General features: G+C 46.5%; 18 protein-coding genes and 2 riboswitches. All 18 genes read right to left on the reverse strand.

Annotated elements, in window-relative coordinates; genetic code table 11:
• Positions 1–8: 8 nt before the first annotated feature.
• Complete coding sequence (nuoH, locus tag RB160_RS11860) at positions 9–1,019, reverse strand: NADH-quinone oxidoreductase subunit NuoH (protein ID WP_316570548.1); 1,011 nt, start codon at positions 1,017–1,019, stop codon at positions 9–11.
• Positions 1,019–2,119: an NADH-quinone oxidoreductase subunit D gene (locus RB160_RS11865; protein ID WP_316570549.1), complete on the reverse strand. Its 1,101-nt coding sequence runs from the start codon at positions 2,117–2,119 to the stop codon at positions 1,019–1,021. The genes nuoH and RB160_RS11865 overlap by 1 nt, the downstream gene beginning before the upstream one ends.
• A gap of 3 nt (positions 2,120–2,122) precedes the next feature.
• On the reverse strand, positions 2,123–3,580 hold the full coding sequence (locus RB160_RS11870) for an NADH-quinone oxidoreductase subunit C (protein WP_483870177.1): 1,458 nt from the start codon (positions 3,578–3,580) through the stop codon (positions 2,123–2,125).
• A 255-nt stretch (positions 3,581–3,835) separates the two neighbouring features.
• Complete coding sequence (locus tag RB160_RS11875) at positions 3,836–4,348, reverse strand: NuoB/complex I 20 kDa subunit family protein (protein WP_316570553.1); 513 nt, start codon at positions 4,346–4,348, stop codon at positions 3,836–3,838.
• Positions 4,339–4,713: an NADH-quinone oxidoreductase subunit A gene (locus RB160_RS11880; RefSeq protein WP_316570554.1), complete on the reverse strand. Its 375-nt coding sequence runs from the start codon at positions 4,711–4,713 to the stop codon at positions 4,339–4,341. The genes RB160_RS11875 and RB160_RS11880 overlap by 10 nt, the downstream gene beginning before the upstream one ends.
• A 524-nt stretch (positions 4,714–5,237) precedes the next feature.
• On the reverse strand, positions 5,238–6,053 hold the full coding sequence (locus tag RB160_RS11885; RefSeq protein WP_316570555.1) for a transglutaminase-like domain-containing protein: 816 nt from the start codon (positions 6,051–6,053) through the stop codon (positions 5,238–5,240).
• A 15-nt stretch (positions 6,054–6,068) separates the two neighbouring features.
• Positions 6,069–6,160, reverse strand: a riboswitch (cyclic di-GMP riboswitch).
• A 158-nt stretch (positions 6,161–6,318) separates the two neighbouring features.
• Positions 6,319–7,092 carry a class D sortase gene (locus RB160_RS11890; protein ID WP_316570556.1) on the reverse strand — a complete coding sequence of 258 codons (774 nt, stop codon included), beginning with the start codon at positions 7,090–7,092 and terminating at the stop codon, positions 6,319–6,321.
• A 226-nt stretch (positions 7,093–7,318) separates the two neighbouring features.
• Positions 7,319–10,111, reverse strand: coding sequence for an LPXTG cell wall anchor domain-containing protein (locus RB160_RS11895; protein ID WP_316570557.1), 2,793 nt, complete (start codon positions 10,109–10,111; stop codon positions 7,319–7,321).
• A 175-nt stretch (positions 10,112–10,286) separates the two neighbouring features.
• Positions 10,287–10,378, reverse strand: a riboswitch (cyclic di-GMP riboswitch).
• 544 nt (positions 10,379–10,922) lie between these two features.
• Positions 10,923–11,843: a DL-endopeptidase inhibitor IseA family protein gene (locus RB160_RS11900; RefSeq protein WP_316570558.1), complete on the reverse strand. Its 921-nt coding sequence runs from the start codon at positions 11,841–11,843 to the stop codon at positions 10,923–10,925.
• A gap of 281 nt (positions 11,844–12,124) precedes the next feature.
• Positions 12,125–12,532 (reverse strand): F0F1 ATP synthase subunit epsilon, encoded by a 408-nt coding sequence (locus tag RB160_RS11905; protein ID WP_316570559.1) that lies wholly within the window; start codon positions 12,530–12,532, stop codon positions 12,125–12,127.
• Between the two features lie 20 nt (positions 12,533–12,552).
• Positions 12,553–13,974 carry a F0F1 ATP synthase subunit beta gene (gene atpD, locus RB160_RS11910; RefSeq protein ID WP_316570560.1) on the reverse strand — a complete coding sequence of 474 codons (1,422 nt, stop codon included), beginning with the start codon at positions 13,972–13,974 and terminating at the stop codon, positions 12,553–12,555.
• Positions 13,975–14,075: 101 nt separating this feature from the next.
• Positions 14,076–14,933 (reverse strand): F0F1 ATP synthase subunit gamma, encoded by an 858-nt coding sequence (locus RB160_RS11915; RefSeq protein WP_316570562.1) that lies wholly within the window; start codon positions 14,931–14,933, stop codon positions 14,076–14,078.
• A gap of 154 nt (positions 14,934–15,087) precedes the next feature.
• On the reverse strand, positions 15,088–16,596 hold the full coding sequence (atpA, locus tag RB160_RS11920) for a F0F1 ATP synthase subunit alpha (RefSeq protein WP_316570563.1): 1,509 nt from the start codon (positions 16,594–16,596) through the stop codon (positions 15,088–15,090).
• Positions 16,597–16,620: 24 nt separating this feature from the next.
• Positions 16,621–17,157 carry a F0F1 ATP synthase subunit delta gene (locus tag RB160_RS11925; RefSeq protein ID WP_316570564.1) on the reverse strand — a complete coding sequence of 179 codons (537 nt, stop codon included), beginning with the start codon at positions 17,155–17,157 and terminating at the stop codon, positions 16,621–16,623.
• Positions 17,154–17,675: a F0F1 ATP synthase subunit B gene (locus RB160_RS11930; protein ID WP_316570628.1), complete on the reverse strand. Its 522-nt coding sequence runs from the start codon at positions 17,673–17,675 to the stop codon at positions 17,154–17,156. Before RB160_RS11930 ends, RB160_RS11925 begins: the two co-directional genes overlap by 4 nt.
• A gap of 191 nt (positions 17,676–17,866) precedes the next feature.
• Complete coding sequence (gene atpE, locus RB160_RS11935; protein ID WP_316570565.1) at positions 17,867–18,073, reverse strand: F0F1 ATP synthase subunit C; 207 nt, start codon at positions 18,071–18,073, stop codon at positions 17,867–17,869.
• A gap of 67 nt (positions 18,074–18,140) precedes the next feature.
• On the reverse strand, positions 18,141–18,854 hold the full coding sequence (gene atpB / locus RB160_RS11940) for a F0F1 ATP synthase subunit A (protein WP_316570566.1): 714 nt from the start codon (positions 18,852–18,854) through the stop codon (positions 18,141–18,143).
• 23 nt (positions 18,855–18,877) lie between these two features.
• Positions 18,878–19,249, reverse strand: a complete 372-nt coding sequence (locus RB160_RS11945) for an ATP synthase subunit I (protein WP_316570567.1) — start codon at positions 19,247–19,249, stop codon at positions 18,878–18,880.
• Positions 19,250–19,252 lie beyond the last annotated feature (3 nt).

Below are 19,252 nucleotides of genomic sequence, written 5' to 3' on the forward strand. Positions count from 1 at the left end.
GTCTATTTTTAAAACAGTTCAAATAGTTCTTTGATCAATGCTGTGAGGAAGACGTTTGCCAGTGCTACCGGCAGCAATACCTTCCATCCGAATTCCATCAGTTTATCCGCCCGGAAACGAGGGTATGTTACGCGGAACCAGATCAGGATAAAGATGACTACGCTGAATTTCAGCGAGAACCAAACAGCTCCTGGGATGAAGTCCAGGATTGACAGCGGCGGAAGCCAGCCCCCAAGGAAAAGCACTGTTGTCAAAGCGCCCATAGCGAAAAGATAAACGTATTCCGCTAGCATGAAGAACGCCCAACGGAAGCCGGAATATTCGATATGGTAACCCGCGACAATCTCGGATTCGCCTTCAGGAAGGTCAAATGGCGTCCTGTTCAATTCCGCTACGGATGCGATTAAAAATACAATGAAACCAATTGGTTGAAGAAGGATATACCAGCCATTCCGCTGCGCATCAACGATATCGTTCAAGTTCAGGCTTCCTGTCAAAAGAATGATGCCTAGGACAGACATGACAAGCGGAATCTCATAGGAAATCATCTGGGCAGCCGCCCTCATACCGCCCAAAAGCGCGTATTTGTTGTTGGAGGCCCAGCCGCCGGTCACAATTCCAACCGTTGTTATGCCAGAGATGGCTATATAATATAGAAGGCCGACGCCAATATCCGCAAACTGGAATTTGTCCGTGAACGGAAGGACGGCCAATACCATGAAAGACGGTGCAAACGCAATAACAGGCGCCAGGATGAAGAGCGGCCTATCCGCCATTTTAGGTATAACATCCTCTTTAAGAAGCAGCTTCAATACATCGGCTACAGTCTGAAGGAGACCCCAGCGGCCTCCAACATGGTTCGGCCCGTGGCGCAGCTGCATGTAGCCCATTACCTTGCGCTCGGCTAGAATGCCATATGTTACGAATGCAAGCACTACCAATAGCAAAACGGTTGCAAGCAGGAAGAATATCCCAAAGTTAACAAGCCCGGGGGATGAAGTAAGTAGTTCCTCTACCATTAACCGTCCACCTCCCCTAGGACAATATCAATTGCTCCCAGAATGGCAATCATGTTCGCCAGGTTCTCCCCAACAAGCAGCTTCGAGAGAATCTGAAGATTATAGAATGACGGCCTCCTGAATTTCAAGCGGTAAGGCTCTTTTTTCCCATCACTTGCAATGTAGCAGCCAATTTCACCGCGCGGCGATTCGATCCGCACATACGCTTCTCCTTTTGGCGCCTTGATGATTTTCGGGACTTTGGCAAGGATTTCCCCGCCTTCAGGAAATTGTTCGCATGCCTGCTCCAAAATTTTAAGTGATTCCTCGATTTCACGAATCCTTACATGGTAACGGGACCAGCAATCCCCGCCTTCCTCTGTGATTACGTCAAATTTGAACCTGTCATAGATGGAGTATGGCTCGTCTTTTCTCAGGTCGAATTTAACGCCGGTACACCTAAGGTTTGGCCCTGTCAGCGAATACTGGATAGCCTCTTCCTTTGTATAGCGGCCAACTCCTTTAACCCGGTTCATGAAGATTTCATTCCCGGTGACAAGCTGGTGATAGCCTTTAAGCTGCTCCCTCATATAAGGGATAAAATCCTGGACCTTTTCGATCCAGCCCTCCGGCGCGTCCCATTTTACCCCGCCAACGCGCATGTAGTTGAAGGTCAGCCTCGCACCTGACAGCTCATTCAGCATGTTGATAATCATTTCCCTTTCCCGGAAGGCATAAAGGAACGGGCTGACTGCCCCCATATCCAATAAATAAGTTCCCCACCAGACAAGGTGGCTTGCGACCCGGTTCAATTCCATCGCGATAACCCGCAGGTATTCGGCGCGTTCCGGAACCTGGATGCCCATCATCGTTTCGACGGCATGGCAGATGACATAATTGTTCGTCATCGATGAGATATAATCCATCCGGTCCGTATAAGGGATGATTTGTGTGTATTGAAGATTTTCAGCGATTTTTTCGGTACCTCGGTGCAGATAGCCAATTACCGGCTGGGCGTGCGTAATGGTCTCCCCATCAATCTTGACGACAAGGCGGAACACCCCATGGGTACTCGGGTGCTGCGGTCCTACGTTTAGCAGCATTTCTTCTGTACGTATCATTGGTTATACCTCCACGTCGTATTGCTCGTAGTCTTTTCTAAGTGGATGGCCAACCCAATCCTCTCCCAGCAGGATTCGATGTAAATGCGGATGCCCTGTGAATGTAATGCCAAGTAAATCATAAGCCTCGCATTCAGGCCAATCTGCTCCAGCCCAAAGCGGCTGCAGGGATTCAATTGTTGGCGCGTTACGGTCAATCTTTACTTTCAGGGCTACAGATTGCCTGTTTTTATATGAGAATAAATGCACATATAGTTCCAAATGGGTTTCAAAATCGCTTGCATGCAGCTCGGATAAATAATCAAACCCAAGTTGTTCATTAAATTTGAGGAACTGGGCCACTTTATAGTAGGTTTCAGGTTTGGCGACCAGCGTCGGTACATCTTTTGAAAGTTTATTAATATAGTAATCTTCAAGGACGTCTTTCCCAAGATGCTCCTCAATGACTTTTACATATTTATTAAGATAAGGCTGATTCGGTGATGGAGCTGCCGGTGCTTCCGTTTCTGCTTCCCCACCGTCCTTGGCTGAAGCGGCGGCTCTTGCTTTGGCTGCTGCGGCTGCTTTTGCTTTGGCGGCTGCGATGGCTTTCGCTTTCTCATCGTCCCCGCCTGCTTCAGGTGCGCCTTCTCCGGATTGCTTCGCTAGCGCCGCTGCCTTCGCTTTTGCTGCTGCCGCTGCCTTTGCCTTCGCGGCGGCTGCTGCTTTCGCTTTTTCATCGTCCCCGCCTGCTTCAGCTGCGCCTTCTCCCGATTGCTTAGCAAGCGCGGCTGCCTTAGCTTTCGCGGCTGCGGCTGCCTTTGCCTTTGCGGCGGCGATTGCTTTCGCTTTCTCATCGTCCCCGCCTGCTTCAGGTGCGCCTTCTCCCGATTGCTTTTCAAGCGCGGCTGCCTTCGCTTTCGCGGCTGCGGCTGCCTTTGCCTTTGCGGCGGCGATTGCTTTCGCTTTCTCATCGTCCCCGCCTGCTTCAGGTGCGCCGTCTCCTGCTTTCTTCGCTAGCGCAGCTGCCTTCGCTTTTGCTGCTGCCGCTGCCTTTGCCTTCGCGGCGGCTGCTGCTTTCGCTTTTTCATCGTCCCCGCCTGCTTCAGGTGCGCCTTCTCCCGATTGCTTTTCAAGCGCGGCTGCCGTCGCTTTCGCGGCTGCGGCTGCCTTTGCCTGTGCGGCGGCGATTGCTTTCGCTTTCTCATCGTCCCCGCCTGCTTCAGGTGCGCCTTCTCCTGATTTCTTCGCTAGCGCAGCTGCCTTCGCTTTTGCTGCTGCCGCTGCCTTTGCCTTCGCGGCGGCTGCTGCTTTCGCTTTTTCATCGTCCCCGCCTGCTTCAGGTGCGCCCTCTCCTGATTTCTTCGCGAGTGCGGCTGCTTTTGCTTTCGCTGCTGCTGCGGCCTTTGCCTTCGCGGCAGCCGCAGCTTTCGCTTTTTCATCCGAAGAGGTGGATTCAGCCGGATTCGCAACCGCTTTCATATCAGTGCTATCTTCCGCTGATTGTTGGGGTGTTGATTCGGGATTTCCCTTTTCAGTAGCTTCCCCAACCGCATTTTCTTTTATGGAATTTTGAGTGACGCCAGACTCGGAGCCTGCATCAGCCGGTTTATCGGTTTGCGCGGATTTTCCCTCGGCTTGAGCTGCCCTTGCTGCCCTTTTTGCTGCCGCGGCTGCCTTTGCTTTTTCAACCGCTTCTTTCTTTAATTGCTCCAGATCTTTCTCCCCGCTCATCGGTTAGATCACCTTCTTCCCCGTCTTCGCCTCGTAGCGAATCTTTTCTCGAAGTTTGTTGATTCCATAGATCAACGCTGCTGGATTCGGCGGGCAGCCCGGGATATAGACATCAACCGGGACAATTTGGTCTACGCCTTTTACAACCGAATAGGATTTTATATACGGCCCTCCCGCAGTAGCACATGAACCCATAGCAATCACCCATTTAGGCTCTGGCATCTGGTCGTAGAGCCGGCGGACAATTGGCGCCATTTTCTTTGTAACCGTTCCCGAAACAATCATGCAGTCGGATTGCCTTGGCGAGGTACGGAAAAACGATCCAAACCTGTCCAGGTCGTAATGTGAGGAACCGCTGCCCATCATTTCAATCGCGCAGCAGGCAAGCCCGAAAGTCATCGGATAAAGGGAGTTGCTCCTCGCCCATGCCTTAACCTGCTCAAGCGTTGTCAAAAACACATTCCTTCTCATTTCTTCCATTTCCTGAGGTGAGATACCATCCAATTTTAAATCCATTTTAACACCTTCTTTTTCCATGCATAAACAAGCCCGAGCACAAGCATCAATACGAAAATAAGCATTTCGATCAATGCAAATATCCCGAGCTTTTGATAAGCTACAGCCCACGGGTATAAAAACACCGTTTCGACATCGAAAATAACAAACATCAGGGCAAAAATATAATAGCGGACATTGAATTGTACACGGGAATCGTGAAACGGTTCAATACCGCTTTCATATGTTGTATACTTCGCATCGCTTGGCTTATACGGACGCAGAAGCTTACCCAGAAACAATGCCACTACCGGCAGTAAAACCCCCAGACATAGAAACACAAAAACTATCAGATAGTTATTCTGATATAAATTCAAGTATTCCATGCCCATCCCTCCAATGTTGTAAAATTTTCAAACTAATGAAATTTGTAACCGAATTCATTATAGCATTGTTAGATTTCTGTGTCGACAAGCCCATTGGCAAAAAGAGGCTCCCCCTTCCTTCCCTAAAAAATTCAATCCATTCCCTCCTATTTTGAAAGAATACTTGGGAAAATATCGCTTGGATACAAGGCAAACATGCTATAATGGATGCTTTTTTTCGCATCCCGGCAACAAATACGAATGTGTCCGCCCCTACACTTTACATGTCGCAAATTCGGCTGTCAGTGAGGTTTGTCAACGTACGCAACATTTTTTCCCATACTTTAGCTTTTTTCAAAAAAATGTCGAAAAGTGCGCTTGCCCCTATCCACCTTCCTCCAATATACATTCCATTTTATTCTATATAAATTGATTCATTCCTTCCAACCCTTTATTCAAAAGGAATTAGGGGTTGATTGACAAATTATGGACACAAAAGCCCGCCTGAACTGCTTTTCATCGCACATTTAGGCGGGCAATTTTGCTCAATATTCTTTTTCCTTACTATACAGGGAATTCTTTTTATAAATGGGCGACGCTTTTTTTGAGCTGGCATCGACCGTTGTATCGATAACCACCCATTTATTCAATTCCTTTATATAGACTTCATTCCAGGCATGGTATCCCTTGACCCCAGGCGTATATCCCATTGCAACTTTTGCGGGAATGCCTTGGCTTCTAAGCATGGCGGCAAATAAGGAGGAATAATCATAGCAGATTCCTTTATTCTCCTCGAATGTAGCTTCGATACTTGGAATGTATCCGGGCTGGACCGTTTTAAGTTTTTGAGAATCATATTTTACATTTTTTACAATATAGCTATGAATGGCTTTTACCTTATCTTCGTTTCTCTTAAGTTTCGAAGTCAACTCAGCTGCCTTTTTAATCGGCTTCATTGATTTATTCCAGTGAACGTTTTGGACGGATTGCAGGTAAACCTGGTTGAGATCCTCGAGCGACAGCTGTACGGCAGTTTGATGGACAGGAAGGTAGCTGGTTCCTTTAATCTGCTCGTAGACACTGACATTGTAGCTGCCATTTTTCATTTGAAGGGGAAGATAATTGATAGTACCATCGTTTGGAAGGTCATAATAATAGACGTTCCCGGATTTCTCAATCGCAACCTTTACCCTTTTCCCTACCTGGCTGCTATACTTGACTCCGATTACCCCACTTGCAATCAAGCTTGTATCAACCGGCTGTGCCACCGCATTGGCTGTAGCCTTTTCAGACGGAGCGGAAATTGAATATGCGGGGATTAAAAGTACTATAAAACAAAGGCACACAAAAATTTTACGCAAAAAAATAACTCTCCTTTCGGTAGCCAGGCTGCCACTCTTTTCATGGAAAAGACTGAGGCCCTATGGCTTTGCGTCCCTATTTTTCAATAGGTTTGCCGTTGTCGTTGAAAAGTTTTTACTATTAATATAGTAGTAGTATAGTTCAAACTTACAAAATTTTCTACATGTTTTTTAAAAAGTTCAAGAATTTGTCAGGAATTGTAACCCAACAACCGAAAAGTAGGTGAAAAACAGAAAAATGCCACCTTGTTGAAAAAGGGTGGCATTACTTGCTTTCTATTAATTCCGCCTGGACGATCAGCCTGTGGGTAGCTGTTTTAATGGGGGTGCAAGTAACGAGGGTAAGAATCCGCTTTTGCGGGATTGCATTTAGAACCGAAGTATCTGTCGGCTTAACAACCTTTATTTTATATACCTTGTAGGTATACGTCTTGTTTTTGTCTTTAATGACAATCGTATCGCCTTTCACCATTTCATTCAGCCTGTTGAACATATGCCCGTACCCGCGGCTTCGGTGTGCCGCAATCGCGCTATTTCCCGGTTGGCCTGGCAGTGCTGTCCCTGTTATGAGGCCTGCCCCTTTTTTCATGTTCTTCATGGTAGCTCCCTCAAGGACTGGTATTTTTAAACCGATTTTTTTGATTTGCAAAACAGCCATAACCTGAGAAGATGCTTGCTGTTTCTTTTTCCCGGAGGAAGTATTTTGGGTTGGCAATGTTTTATTTAAGGATTGAACCGTGGTTCCATTTTGGCCTTCCTGTTGCGGCTCACTCTTTTTCCCGGTTTCTTGTTCTTCTGATTCATCATCCGAGCCTGCTGAAGAAACTACGCCAAAATCTTGTCCCGCTGAAAAAACTTCATCAAGGCCACGATAATGTTCAGCAGCGGAACTCCCAGCAGCTGCCGAAGCTTGGCCTGAAGGCTCCCATTCCTTAAGAAGTTTTTCCTGCATATATTCACTGTACATTCTGCTGGACACCGGAAACAAGAGAAATCCGCACCCTATTAAAATCAGTAAAATTGCAGCCGTCTTTTTCATTTGCAACTCCTTATAGAAAAGCGTAAGCGTCCGTTTAGCGCCGTATGGACTGGAGGGCCCCGATGGAGATAAAGGAAACACGATGAACGTAAGTGAATCGATGTTGACTTATCGTAGCGAGGGGACCGAAGTACACTAGGCGCTGGACGCTGGAGCTAGACATATTTTAATCATTCATATCTTTAAAAATAGAGGGAGGAGTTTATCCTCCTCCCTCCCATGTTATTTAGCTTCGCACTTTGCCTGCGCGCAGTATCCCAAATCCAGCAATCGCAAGCAGCATGCCAATGAAGTAGTATGGCATCGGACTGGACTCACCAGTTTGCGGAAGCGAACCGTCAAATCCGCCTACATTTCCTCCTGGTGTTTCATTGTCGCCAATATTTACAGGAGGATTTTCATCGCTTTCCCCGCCTGTTGCAGGGTCTTCAGGATCGACCACTGTTCCAGGGTCGGTTCCGCCGCCGGTGCCAGGGTCAGTTCCGCCGCCAGTGCCTGGGTCAGCAGGTAGTGGAGGTGGGGTTAAAGATTCACATTGGATAACTACATTCAAAATTTGGTCCTGTTTAGTTGACTGGAGCTTGTCCATTGTGAAAATTGTCGGTGTTCCGTTCAACAGGACTTCAATACCATTGATCTCACTCATATCCAGGTTTACGTCCACAATGGCGCCATTTTCCCCGAATGTGAAGTTAATGGCTTGGCCATTATTCAAAAGGATTTTTCCGTTGGCGCCGATGTTTACACATCCACTGGCCAAAAGTTTAATCCATGCAAGTTCTTTTGCCTCAACGATTGGACCGCCCGGTGTTGGGTTTTCCGGGATAACAATTACTGGTGGAGCTGGTGGAGTCGTACCGCCGCCACCGCCGCTATTGTCTCCAGGAGGGGTTGTTCCACCACCACCGTTGTCCGCTGGCGGAGCCGCAGGGCAATCGAGCTTTATTGTTAGTAATCCTTCCGCAACTATTTTGGATGCATCAGGTAAATCTGATAACTTGAACGTTTTTACTTCTCCATTTACTGTCAGTTCAATCTTATCGATTAAGTCAATCGCCAGAGCAGCTTTGAGATCGATTGAATTGTTCTGTACCTCAATTTTTGTACCATTTTTCAAAACTACAACCGTCTTTGTGATAGTTCCGATACAGTTTGAAAGATCAAGCTTAATTTTCGTAAAAGCATTGCCGCCTTCCGCAAGGTCGCAGTCAAGCTTGACGGTTAAAAGCCCATCTTTTAATGTGACCAGGTTAGCTGCCAAATCGGCCAGTTTGATCATTTTTACCTCGCCGTACACTGTCAGCTTGAAGCCTTCAATGTCATTGATGCCCAGATTCAGCAAAAGATCGAGGGTATCCGAATTGAAATCTACTTCTGTTCCATTCTTCAATACAAGAACAGCCTTCTCGACCGGTCCGATACAGCCTTCAATCACTACCTTGATTTTGGTAATGGCAGGCACAACTGGAGGCTGGTCCTGTCCGCAATTGATTTTTATTGTGATTGTGCCGTTTATTGATTCTTCCGTAACATTTGCGTGAGACAACAAGTACGTTTTGGTTGTATCCCCGTTTTGCAGCTTCACGCCGGCGATATTTTCAAGCTTAACTCCTTCTTCCAGGGTCAGTAGGAGGCTTAGAAGCGAAGTAAATTGTACCTCTTTTCCGTTGGTAAGAAGAAGCCACGCTTTATCGAAAGGTCCAATACAGCCTTTAACAACAAGCTTTACTTTTGTCAATTCAGGGTTTTCCACTGGAGGCTTTTCTCCGCAATTAATCGTTATGACAATTTTTCCGTCAACCTTTTCTTTCGTTACCTTGGCATCCGTTAATAAATAAGTTGTCTCTTTATCTCCAACCTTCAGCTTTACTCCAGTAATCCCTTCGAGAGCCACATTCCCTTCAAGTTCAAGAAGTAGCTTTCCAAGTGAGGTGAACTTAAGTTCTTCACCATTTGCAAGAATCAGCCATGCGCTATCCACCAATCCAATGCAGCCTTTAAGGGCAACCTTGACTTTTGTCAATTCAGGTTTTTCAACTGGAGGCTTTTCATTGCAATGGATTTTAATTACGATTACGCCGTTAACGGTTTCTTTTGTTACTTTTGCATCAGCCAGCAAGTAGTCTGTTGTGTTGTCGCCTACTTTTAACCTGATGCCCACGATGTCATCGGGATTTTCATCCAGGACAAGCATCAGATTGCTTAAGGACGTAAACTCAATTGGATTTTTACCATTTAGAAGCAACCACGCTTGGTCAAAAGCTCCAACGCAATTTTTAACAACAAGTTTAACTGCCGCTCCGGCGTTATCTTTACATTCAATTTTAAAAACAATCGTGCCATTTTCATTTTTTGGCGAATCCACAAGAACTTCATCTTTATTGAAAGTCAATTCTTTGCCGCCTTTTAGGACAACTCCTACCTTAGCGATATCGGCAAGCTCAATATCGAGTTCATTCATTCCCTTGGTAAGATTGATTCTAGTATTTTTGTCGTCATTCAGAATAAAGAAAGTACCTTCAGCTAATGGGTTGCAGCCTTTTATCAAATTGACCTTATATTTGTTCTTCCCATTACCGTCCTGGCCATTGTTGTTTCCATTACCAGGATTCTGGTTATCTCCCTGGCCGCCACCGTTATTTTTTTCTTTTACAACATAAGAAAACGTAATGCTGGTAATTTCGTTCCCAACAAGTTCAGGCAGGATACCTGATTTCCCACCACTAAAACCGTTTAATGGTGTTTGTCCAATTAGAATGCTCTGTATGTCAAGGTTGGAGGTCCATCTCCAATCTCCTGCACTCCCCGCAGTTTCCACGGTAATTTCCAGTGGACCATCAAGATCTTTATATTTTCCCGCCACAAGGTTTGATACGTTGAGGACGAAAGTTTTAGTTTCTCCTTTATTGTCTTCTCCTCCCCCTTGTTTTGCGAACGCGGCTCCCATAGGAAGAATGTTAAAAATCATTAGAAGTACTGATAGAAATATTGCAGCGTTTCTTACTACAATCTTTTTCAAATAATAACCCTCCTGCCCTTTAATTTATGTTATTGATCAAAAATAACCGAATATTCACCAACTCTTTACGTAACACCTCCTCGTTGGGCCCTTGTATTTAATAATGGAAGTAAAATTTGACCCCATTATTATTAAAAAATAGTTTAAAACACCAAAAAGCTGCCAGAAAAAGGTTTCTGGCAGCTGGACGGCCATTCCGGAAGTGATCCGGAAGCAGGCTCCGAGGCTTTGCGTCCCACCCTTTCGGATGGTTTGCCTTTATCATCATGTATGTAATTGCGAACACTCTTTTAGTTGAGTTTATAGCCTCATTTCAGTTTATTGAATACCCGGTTAAATACTAGATAAACCAATTTATGAATTAACTTGCTACAAAGGTAATAAATACCTATTATTTCGGACTTTTTATGTGATTTATCGAATAAAAGGTGGACCTTTTTACCAATTATACCTTAATAAAGAATTTATATAAAGAATATTGTTCAAAATAAAGAACGTTTAATTCCTACCACCTTTTCTATTAGCCTTCATGAAATATCCCGGATCCTTTCTATGGCTTGGATTCAAGGCTGGAAAAAGAAAGTTGACCTAAACTCCCACTAATACTTTCATATAAAGAACGAATGGGCTTTAAAGAACAATTATTATATTTCCTCGTATGGAATTTTTAATAGAAACGGTTTTCGATGGATTATTCAATTACACGGGATTTTGCGGGTATTAAGAGGCAATAGCAATATAGTTTTAGGAAGGGGGAAAGCGGGAGCCAAAAGGGAGAAACCTGCCCAAACCGGACAGGTTCCTTTTTAAATTATTTTAAGTGACGGACGGTGCCATAGCTGGCAATCTTGAATTCCATATCTCCTGTTTGCTGAATGAGGAAGTACATTTCATTCTCTCCAGGCTTTAATGATCCTTTATATCCTGCATCAAGTTCTACGAAGAATTTAGCCTTGTATTCAACATGAACCTTCGACCTGCCAACTTCTTTCATTTCTCTGACCTCAACCTTTTTAATTCCCTTCTTAAATTCATCGACCCAGGCGGTAGTTGAAGGATTCAGGAATTGTTGCTTGGATACATTTGAATCCACTAGAAGATATTTAAAGAATGCAAAAGCCGGATTAATATTAAAAGGGATATCCAGGTCAAGTGCCGGCTCGCTGCTTACTCTGTAGCCAATTGACGGATAGTAGTTGTATCTGACAATATAGGCTTCTTTTTCAGCTGAATCGCCCACAGGAACTACGAGGCGGAAAACCTTCACGTTCTTGTCATTCCTCACAAATTGGGCTTCGGCTTTATCCCATTGCAGGAGTGAACCACCATCTGCCTCAGGCTGGGCAAGCTTCCCTTTATATACAATTATGCCGCGGTCTTTGATGAACTTTTCGGCCGCATGATGTGTTAAGGTTTTCTTTAAGTAAGCCAACAGTTCCTTTTTTGTGTCGATGGAGCTAGAAAGGTAGCGGTACGTTGTTCCCTTGTAGGCAAACGTTTTATACTCTCCTTCCTTATAGGACCCCCCCATTTGGACATAGGCTGATGCTTTCGCCAAATCCGCTGCCATTTTTACGGCTTGCTTGGCGGATAACTCGGTTGATGCTATTGCTTTTTGTGCTGTGGTATTTTTATTTGTTCCAGCAGCAAACGCCGCATCGGTAGTTTGCAGAAGAGGCGCCCCAAGTAAAGCCAATGTAATGCCTGCAATCAATATGTTTTTGTTTCTCATGTTTATTCCTCCCACTCATTTTGTCATGCAATTGAATAGTCGGAGGAGTAATGGAAAACGTTACATAATTTACCTGATTTTATGCAGAAAAATATTTGTTTCGTTCTTCACCACTAAAATGGTTGAGATTTATTGCCCGAACAACAGTGAGTAGCCCCGCCATGGATACACGACTTCATATGGTTGGAAAACCCAACTAGTTCTTTTCTGAAAAGAAAAAGCCCCCAAAACGGAGCTTTCACTCCATATTGGGGACGGATGTCCTAGTTAATATATCGTTTTTACAGTCTTCTCTCTGCTACGGCCAGACGGTTAATGGCACGCTGAAGCGCAAGTTCCGCACGTTTGAAATCGATATGCTCCTGCTGGCGCTCTCGGAGTCGCTGTTCGGCCCTCTCCTTCGCACGCAGCGCCCGCTCAACATCAATCTCATCCGATTGTTCCGCGGACTGGGCCAAAATGGTTACCTTCTCGGGACGGACTTCAAGAAATCCGCCGCTTACCGCAACCAATTCAGTTTTTCCTTCCTTTTTCATCCGAACGGCGGCAATTTGCAGTGGCGCGACCATCGGAATGTGTCCTGGAAGAATTCCCAGTTCACCGCTTTGTGCTTTCGTGCTTACCATTTCGACATCGGCGTCATAAACCGGGCCATCGGGAGTAACAACACTGACTTTGATAGTCCTCATTTTTCACCCTCCTGGCTTGTTTAGACCTCTACGCCCATGCCTTTTGCAGCTTCGACAACGTCTTCGATGCGGCCTACTAGGCGGAATGCATCTTCCGGAAGATGATCGTATTTTCCTTCAAGGATTTCACGGAAGCCTTTAACAGTTTCCTTGACCGGCACGTATGAACCTGGCTGGCCAGTAAACTGCTCCGCAACGTGGAAGTTTTGCGATAGGAAGAATTGAATCCGACGGGCACGGTGAACGACTAGCTTATCGTCATCACCAAGTTCGTCCATACCAAGGATCGCGATGATATCCTGAAGTTCACGATAACGCTGAAGCGTCTGCTGCACTTGGCGCGCAACATTGTAATGCTCTTCTCCAACGATTTCAGGAGAAAGGGCACGTGAAGTCGAAGCAAGTGGGTCTACCGCAGGATAAATACCCATTTCAGAAAGCTTACGTTCAAGGTTTGTCGTTGCATCCAAGTGGGCAAATGTTGTAGCCGGAGCCGGATCTGTGTAGTCATCCGCTGGTACATAGATTGCCTGGATGGAAGTAACGGAACCTTTATTGGTTGATGTAATACGTTCCTGCAGCTTACCCATTTCGGTAGCAAGTGTCGGCTGGTAACCAACCGCTGATGGCATGCGTCCGAGAAGGGCGGATACCTCCGATCCTGCCTGCGTGAAACGGAAAATGTTATCCATGAAGAAAAGAACGTCCTGTCCCTGTTCATCACGGAAATACTCAGCCATTGTCAAACCGGTAAGGGCTACACGCATACGAGCTCCAGGCGGTTCGTTCATCTGGCCGAATACCATCGCTGTCTTTTTAATAACGCCCGAGTCGGTCATTTCATGGTAAAGGTCGTTTCCTTCACGGGTACGTTCACCAACACCGGCGAAAACGGATATACCACCATGCTCTTGGGCAATGTTATTGATCAATTCCTGGATAAGGACGGTTTTACCTACACCCGCGCCACCGAAAAGGCCGATTTTACCACCCTTGATGTATGGTGCAAGCAGGTCAACTACCTTAATTCCTGTTTCAAGAATTTCGACTTCTGTCGAAAGCTGTTCGAAAGAAGGAGCCTCGCGGTGAATGGAATCCCTGCGGGCGCTAGCCGGAACTGGTGCATCCAGGTCAATTGAGTCACCCAGTACGTTAAAAACGCGCCCAAGGGTTACATCGCCAACCGGAACAGAAATAGGGGCACCTGTGTCCACTACTTCAAGTCCGCGTGTCAGCCCGTCTGTGGAAGCCATTGCAATGGTACGGACAGTATCGTCACCAAGGTGAAGGGCTACCTCAAGGGTCAGGTCGATATCGACTTCTGATTCATTGCGCGCTTTGGAACTGATTTTTATTGCGTTATAGATTTCCGGAAGGTTGCCGCTGTCAAACTTAACGTCAACAACCGGTCCCATAACTTGCAGGACATGTCCTGTGTTCATCGTTTTCCCTCCAATCTGAAAAATCCGGGGACCATGGCCGTGCCCTTGCCTTTTGAAGGCAATATAGCGGAAGGCCTTGGCCACTCATTCGTGTCGCACGTTTACTCCAAAGCAGATGCTCCGCCGACAATCTCGGTGATTTCCTGAGTGATTGCCGCCTGGCGGGCACGGTTATATTTCAAGCTGTATGCATTAATAAGCTCTTTTGCATTGTCGGTTGCATTCCTCATTGCCGTCATCCTGGCAGCGTGTTCGCTAGCCTTGCCGTCGAGGAGAGCTCCATAAATAAGGCTCTCCGCATATTGCGGGAGGAGAACTTCGAGAATTTCCTCGGCATTTGGCTCGAATTCATAGGATGTAAGCTTTGTGGAAGCAGAAATATCCGTTAACGGAAGCAGCTTCTTTTGGGTTACTTCCTGTGAAATCGCACTGATGTAGTGGCTGTAATACATATACAGTTCGTCAAATGTACCGTCGGAAAACATGCCCACCGTGCTGCTTGCAATTGCCTTTATATCGTCAAACGATGGCTGGTCGGAAATGCCGACTATGTCAAGTACAACATTCATTCCCCTCTTGATGAAAAAGTCCCGTCCAACCCGTCCGATTGCAATAATGCCAAATTCGTCATTCGATTTATGGCGATCCTTAATTGTCTGGTACACCTGGCGCAAAATATTGCTGTTATAAGCGCCAGCAAGCCCCCTGTCAGAGGTGATGACAAGGTAACCAGTCTTTTTTACCGGCCTTGACTGGAGCATTGGATGGTTTGCATCCTTGCTGCCAACCGCGATCGAAGCCGTCACTTCCTGAATCTTTTCCATATAAGGGACAAAGGACTTGGCATTCATGACTCCACGGTTCCATTTTGCCGCCGATACCATTTCCATCGCTTTTGTAATCTGGCTCGTTTTCTTTGTGGAAACAATCCTGGATTTAATGTCGCGTAATGATGCCACTGGTTCTCACCACCCTTATCAAAGTTAAGGCCGAAAGCCGCGTGGGCCCCTGCCTGTTATTGTTGGAGAATATTCCGGCCCTGGCGCCCTTCACGATGCAGGCTCCCTTTAACGAGGAAAGCCTGGAAACCGGAAGGGCTCAGCGCCATTGCCATTATTCCGAAACTGCAAACGTCTTTTTGAATCCGTTGATTGCAGCAGCCATATCGTCATCGGAAGCAAGTTCCTTCGTCGTACGGATATGGTCCAACACATCTTTGCGGTTGTGGTCGAGCCATGTGTAAAATTCATTTTCAAAACGGCGGATATCGCCGACAGGGATATCATCAATGAATCCGCGTGTCAGTGCATAAAGGATCATAACCTGCTTTTCAACCGCAATCGGTTTGTGCAAGTCCTGCTTGAGCACTTCTACTGTGCGTGCACCACGGGCAAGCTTCGCCTGGGTTGCTTTGTCCAGGTCGGAACCGAACTGGGCAAAAGCTTCCAATTCACGGTAAGAGGCAAGGTCAAGGCGCAAGGTACCTGATACCTTTTTCATCGCTTTGATTTGTGCTGAACCACCTACACGGGATACTGAAAGACCAGCGTTGATTGCCGGGCGAACGCCGGAGAAGAACAGGTCGGATTGAAGGAAAATCTGGCCGTCAGTAATGGAAATTACGTTTGTTGGAATATAAGCGGAAACATCCCCCGCCTGCGTTTCAATGAACGGAAGGGCAGTGATTGAACCCGCGCCTTTCGCATCGCTCAATTTCGCTGCGCGCTCAAGAAGGCGGCTGTGCAAGTAGAATACATCCCCTGGATATGCTTCACGGCCTGGAGGGCGGCGAAGAAGCAGGGAAAGTTCACGGTAAGCGGCAGCCTGTTTTGTAAGGTCATCGTAGACGACAAGGACGTGCTTGCCTTCGTACATGAACTCTTCAGCCATTGATACTCCCGCGTATGGAGCTAGGAACAAAAGCGGTGCCGGCTGGGATGCCGATGCAGTTACAACGATTGTGTAATCAAGCGCGCCGTACTTACGGAGAGTTTCAACGGCGTTACGGACTGTTGATTCTTTCTGTCCAATTGCAACATAGATACAAATCATGTTCTGGCCTTTTTGATTCAGGATCGTATCGATAGCGACAGCTGTTTTACCAGTCTGGCGGTCACCGATAATCAATTCACGCTGTCCGCGGCCAATAGGAACAAGGGCGTCAATCGCCTTAATCCCGGTTTGCAGCGGCTCATGAACGGATTTACGGTCCATAACCCCTGGGGCGACCGCTTCAATTGGACGTGTTTTAGTAGTATGGATTGGGCCCATGCCATCGATTGGCTGGCCTAGCGGGTTAACGACGCGGCCGATTAGCGCTTCGCCTACCGGAACCTCCATGATGCGCCCTGTCCGGCGGACTTCATCGCCTTCGCGAATTTCCGTATATGGGCCAAGTATGATAATACCGACGTTATTTTCTTCAAGGTTTTGTGCCATCCCCATAACGCCGTTCGAAAACTCAACAAGTTCCCCAGCCATGACATTGTCGAGGCCATGAGCACGGGCAATACCGTCACCAATCTGGATGACTGTACCAACATCACTCACTTGAATTTCCGACTGATAGTTTTCGATTTGCTGTTTCAACAGCGCACTGATTTCTTCAGCTTTGATGCTCATGAGTTTCACCCCTATCTACAAATCTTAGGTCAATAGTTTACGTTCAAGACGGTCCAGCTTGCCTCGCAGGCTGCCATCGAAAATTCGGTTTCCGATCCGGACTTTGATGCCGCCGAGCAGGTCGGTATCGACAATATTCTCAATCCGGAGAGCCTTTTTCCCAACCCTTGCCGCAAAAGAAGCTGAAAGCGCGATGCTCTCTTCGTCCGACAATGGACGGACGCTGTAAATTTTTGCTTCGGCTATGCCCCTCGCATCATTGGCAAGCTCGATAAATCCATCCGCCACTTCGGGAATTTCATTTTCACGATGGCGGTCAATGAGGATCATAAGGGTATTTTGGACATATGGGTTAAGGTTCGTAAAAGCACCCTTAACAATTGCTTTCTTTTGGTCCAAAGAAAGCCTTGGGGAGTTCAGAACCGCATTCAATTCCTTGTTGTTCGTAAAAACATCTTTCACAACGCGAATTTCTTCTTCAATGGCGTCGAGAAGGCCGTGTTCCTTCGCAATACGGAACAATGCCAGCGCGTACCTCTTGGAGATTATCGATGTGCTCATCGGCCTCTTCCTGCCTCTTGAATGAATTCGTCAATCAGCTTTTGCTGATCCTGTTCGCCCAATTCCCTCTCAATAACTTTCGAGGCAATCATGACGGATAGGGAAGCAACCTGCTCGCGGATAGCCGCGACAGCCTGTTCCTTTTGCTGTTCGATTTCAAGCTTTGCGGATTCCTTAATCCTGTCTGCCTCGGCGCGGGCGATCGAAATGATTTCCTCGCGCTGGACATCGCCCTGCTTGCGGGCATTTTCAATAAGGCCTTGTGCTTCAAGGCGTGCTTCTTTTAAGAGTTCACGCTGCTCCTCAAGATGTTTTTTGGCATCCTGGTTCGCTTTTTCAGCCTGGCTGATCTCATTGGAAATATGTGTTTCACGCTCTTGCATGATGCCCATTAATGGACCCCATGCAAACTTTTTGAGCAGTGCCATCAGCACAATGAACATGACGAGCTGGAAAAGAATATCGCCGCCGTTAAAAAGGGGCTCTGCCGCACCCAATACAAAACTGCTTGTCAACACCCTCGAGTCACTCCCTTCAAGAGTCATTCCGGAGATAGCCCCGGATACGTATATGTGAAAAATTGTTTACAAGTCAATTACTTCATTGATGGATGTTTCCTATGGTTTATCCAACATAAAAACAGGGCATAAAGCAATGGCGAAGGTTCATTATGGAATGATCTTCGCCATTATTGAACAATGCCCAGCTATTATTGAACCATGAACGCGATAACAACCGCGATGATAGGAATCGCCTCAACCAACGCAACCCCGATGAACATAGTTGTCTGAAGCATACCGCGAGCTTCTGGCTGGCGCGCGATGCCCTCAACTGTTTTAGAAACAATAAGACCGTTACCGATACCTGCACCGAGTGCTGCCAACCCAATTGCAATTGCTGCTGCTATAGAACCCATTTAAAAGCTCCTCCTTAATGTATGGTGAATAAGTTTATTTTTTGTCCATATAATGAACAGGTATATATTAATGGTCGCTGCTGACCTTATGGGCCAGATAAACCATCGTTAACATTGTGAAGATAAACGCCTGGATGGCGCCGATAAAGACAGAGAATCCCTGCCAGGCAAGCATTGGGATAACTGCAGCCAAACTCCCCCAAAATCCGGTTGCCATGCTTCCGGCAATGAGCGCGAGGAGAATTTCCCCGGCATAGATGTTACCATAGAGACGCAGGCCAAGCGTGAGGGTATTCGCAAATTCCTCAATGATTTTAATTGGGAACATGAACCAGAACGGCTTGAAGAATTCTTTGCCGTAAGCTCCGGCCCCTTTCATTTTAATGCCGTAGTAATGTGAAAGTCCGACAACCATTGTCGCCAATGTCAGTGTGATGACCGGATCTGCAGTAGGGGATTTCCACCACAGTTCATTTTTGTAGACGACCGAGAACGGCAGGCCTAGAAAGTTTGAAATCGCCACATACATAATCAGAGTGATACCCAGGATGTGGAATCTTCCACCGGTTTTCCAGTCCATCGTACTATTGATAATGCCTTTGACAAAGTCCATGACCCATTCCATGAAGTTTTGCATTCCGGTAGGCTTCATGGCCAGTCTGCGTGTTGACACAACAGCAATGAGGAACACAATCAACGACGCGACCGTGATCATCAGAATGTTCGCCAAGTTGAAATACAGACCAAAAAACGGACCCACTATAGGATTTTCATGATGCAATAGTATTCACCTCGCTTCTCTTGCTATTTGCGTAAAAAGGCTTGCTTAAAAAAATCTATCATAATGACAATATAGGATGTCATTAATCCCACCACAACGCTGATTAAATGAAATTGGTCGGGGTACTTCAATGCGATAATTGCCGCAAGGGCCGCGGTGGCCATCCTATTGAAAGAACCGAGTGACCGAACCTTTTTGCCCTTCATCACAGCATCGCCGAACTTGTCTGTTTTCCTTACCATGAGCCACAAATTGAACAGGCTGCAGGCTGTCCCCAAAACGAGTCCGGCAAAAATAGATTTGTGCGCGGTAAATCCCCAGCCAAGTACATATAATGAAAGTAAAAAATAGAGGTATCTTCTGACGCGGAAATAAATGGCCCTTAAATCGGACATATC

Source organism: Neobacillus sp. YIM B06451, from assembly GCF_032667185.1.
Classification (GTDB): domain Bacteria; phylum Bacillota; class Bacilli; order Bacillales; family Cytobacillaceae; genus Bacillus_D.

Excerpts from the sequence above, each read along its gene's own strand:
- RB160_RS11925 (WP_316570564.1), bottom strand. The coding sequence starts at position 17,157 with ATGAGCACATCGATAATCTCCAAGAGGTACGCGCTGGCATTGTTCCGT.
- RB160_RS11880 (WP_316570554.1), bottom strand. The coding sequence starts at position 4,713 with ATGGAATACTTGAATTTATATCAGAATAACTATCTGATAGTTTTTGTG.
- RB160_RS11865 (WP_316570549.1), bottom strand. The coding sequence starts at position 2,119 with ATGATACGTACAGAAGAAATGCTGCTAAACGTAGGACCGCAGCACCCG.
- RB160_RS11870 (WP_483870177.1), bottom strand. The coding sequence starts at position 3,580 with ATGAAAGCGGTTGCGAATCCGGCTGAATCCACCTCTTCGGATGAAAAA.
- RB160_RS11945 (WP_316570567.1), bottom strand. The coding sequence starts at position 19,249 with ATGTCCGATTTAAGGGCCATTTATTTCCGCGTCAGAAGATACCTCTAT.
- nuoH (WP_316570548.1), bottom strand. The coding sequence starts at position 1,019 with ATGGTAGAGGAACTACTTACTTCATCCCCCGGGCTTGTTAACTTTGGG.
- atpA (WP_316570563.1), bottom strand. The coding sequence starts at position 16,596 with ATGAGCATCAAAGCTGAAGAAATCAGTGCGCTGTTGAAACAGCAAATC.
- atpE (WP_316570565.1), bottom strand. The coding sequence starts at position 18,073 with ATGGGTTCTATAGCAGCAGCAATTGCAATTGGGTTGGCAGCACTCGGT.
- RB160_RS11900 (WP_316570558.1), bottom strand. The coding sequence starts at position 11,843 with ATGAGAAACAAAAACATATTGATTGCAGGCATTACATTGGCTTTACTT.
- RB160_RS11890 (WP_316570556.1), bottom strand. The coding sequence starts at position 7,092 with ATGAAAAAGACGGCTGCAATTTTACTGATTTTAATAGGGTGCGGATTT.
- RB160_RS11875 (WP_316570553.1), bottom strand. The coding sequence starts at position 4,348 with ATGGATTTAAAATTGGATGGTATCTCACCTCAGGAAATGGAAGAAATG.
- atpD (WP_316570560.1), bottom strand. The coding sequence starts at position 13,974 with ATGAACACAGGACATGTCCTGCAAGTTATGGGACCGGTTGTTGACGTT.
- RB160_RS11905 (WP_316570559.1), bottom strand. The coding sequence starts at position 12,532 with ATGAGGACTATCAAAGTCAGTGTTGTTACTCCCGATGGCCCGGTTTAT.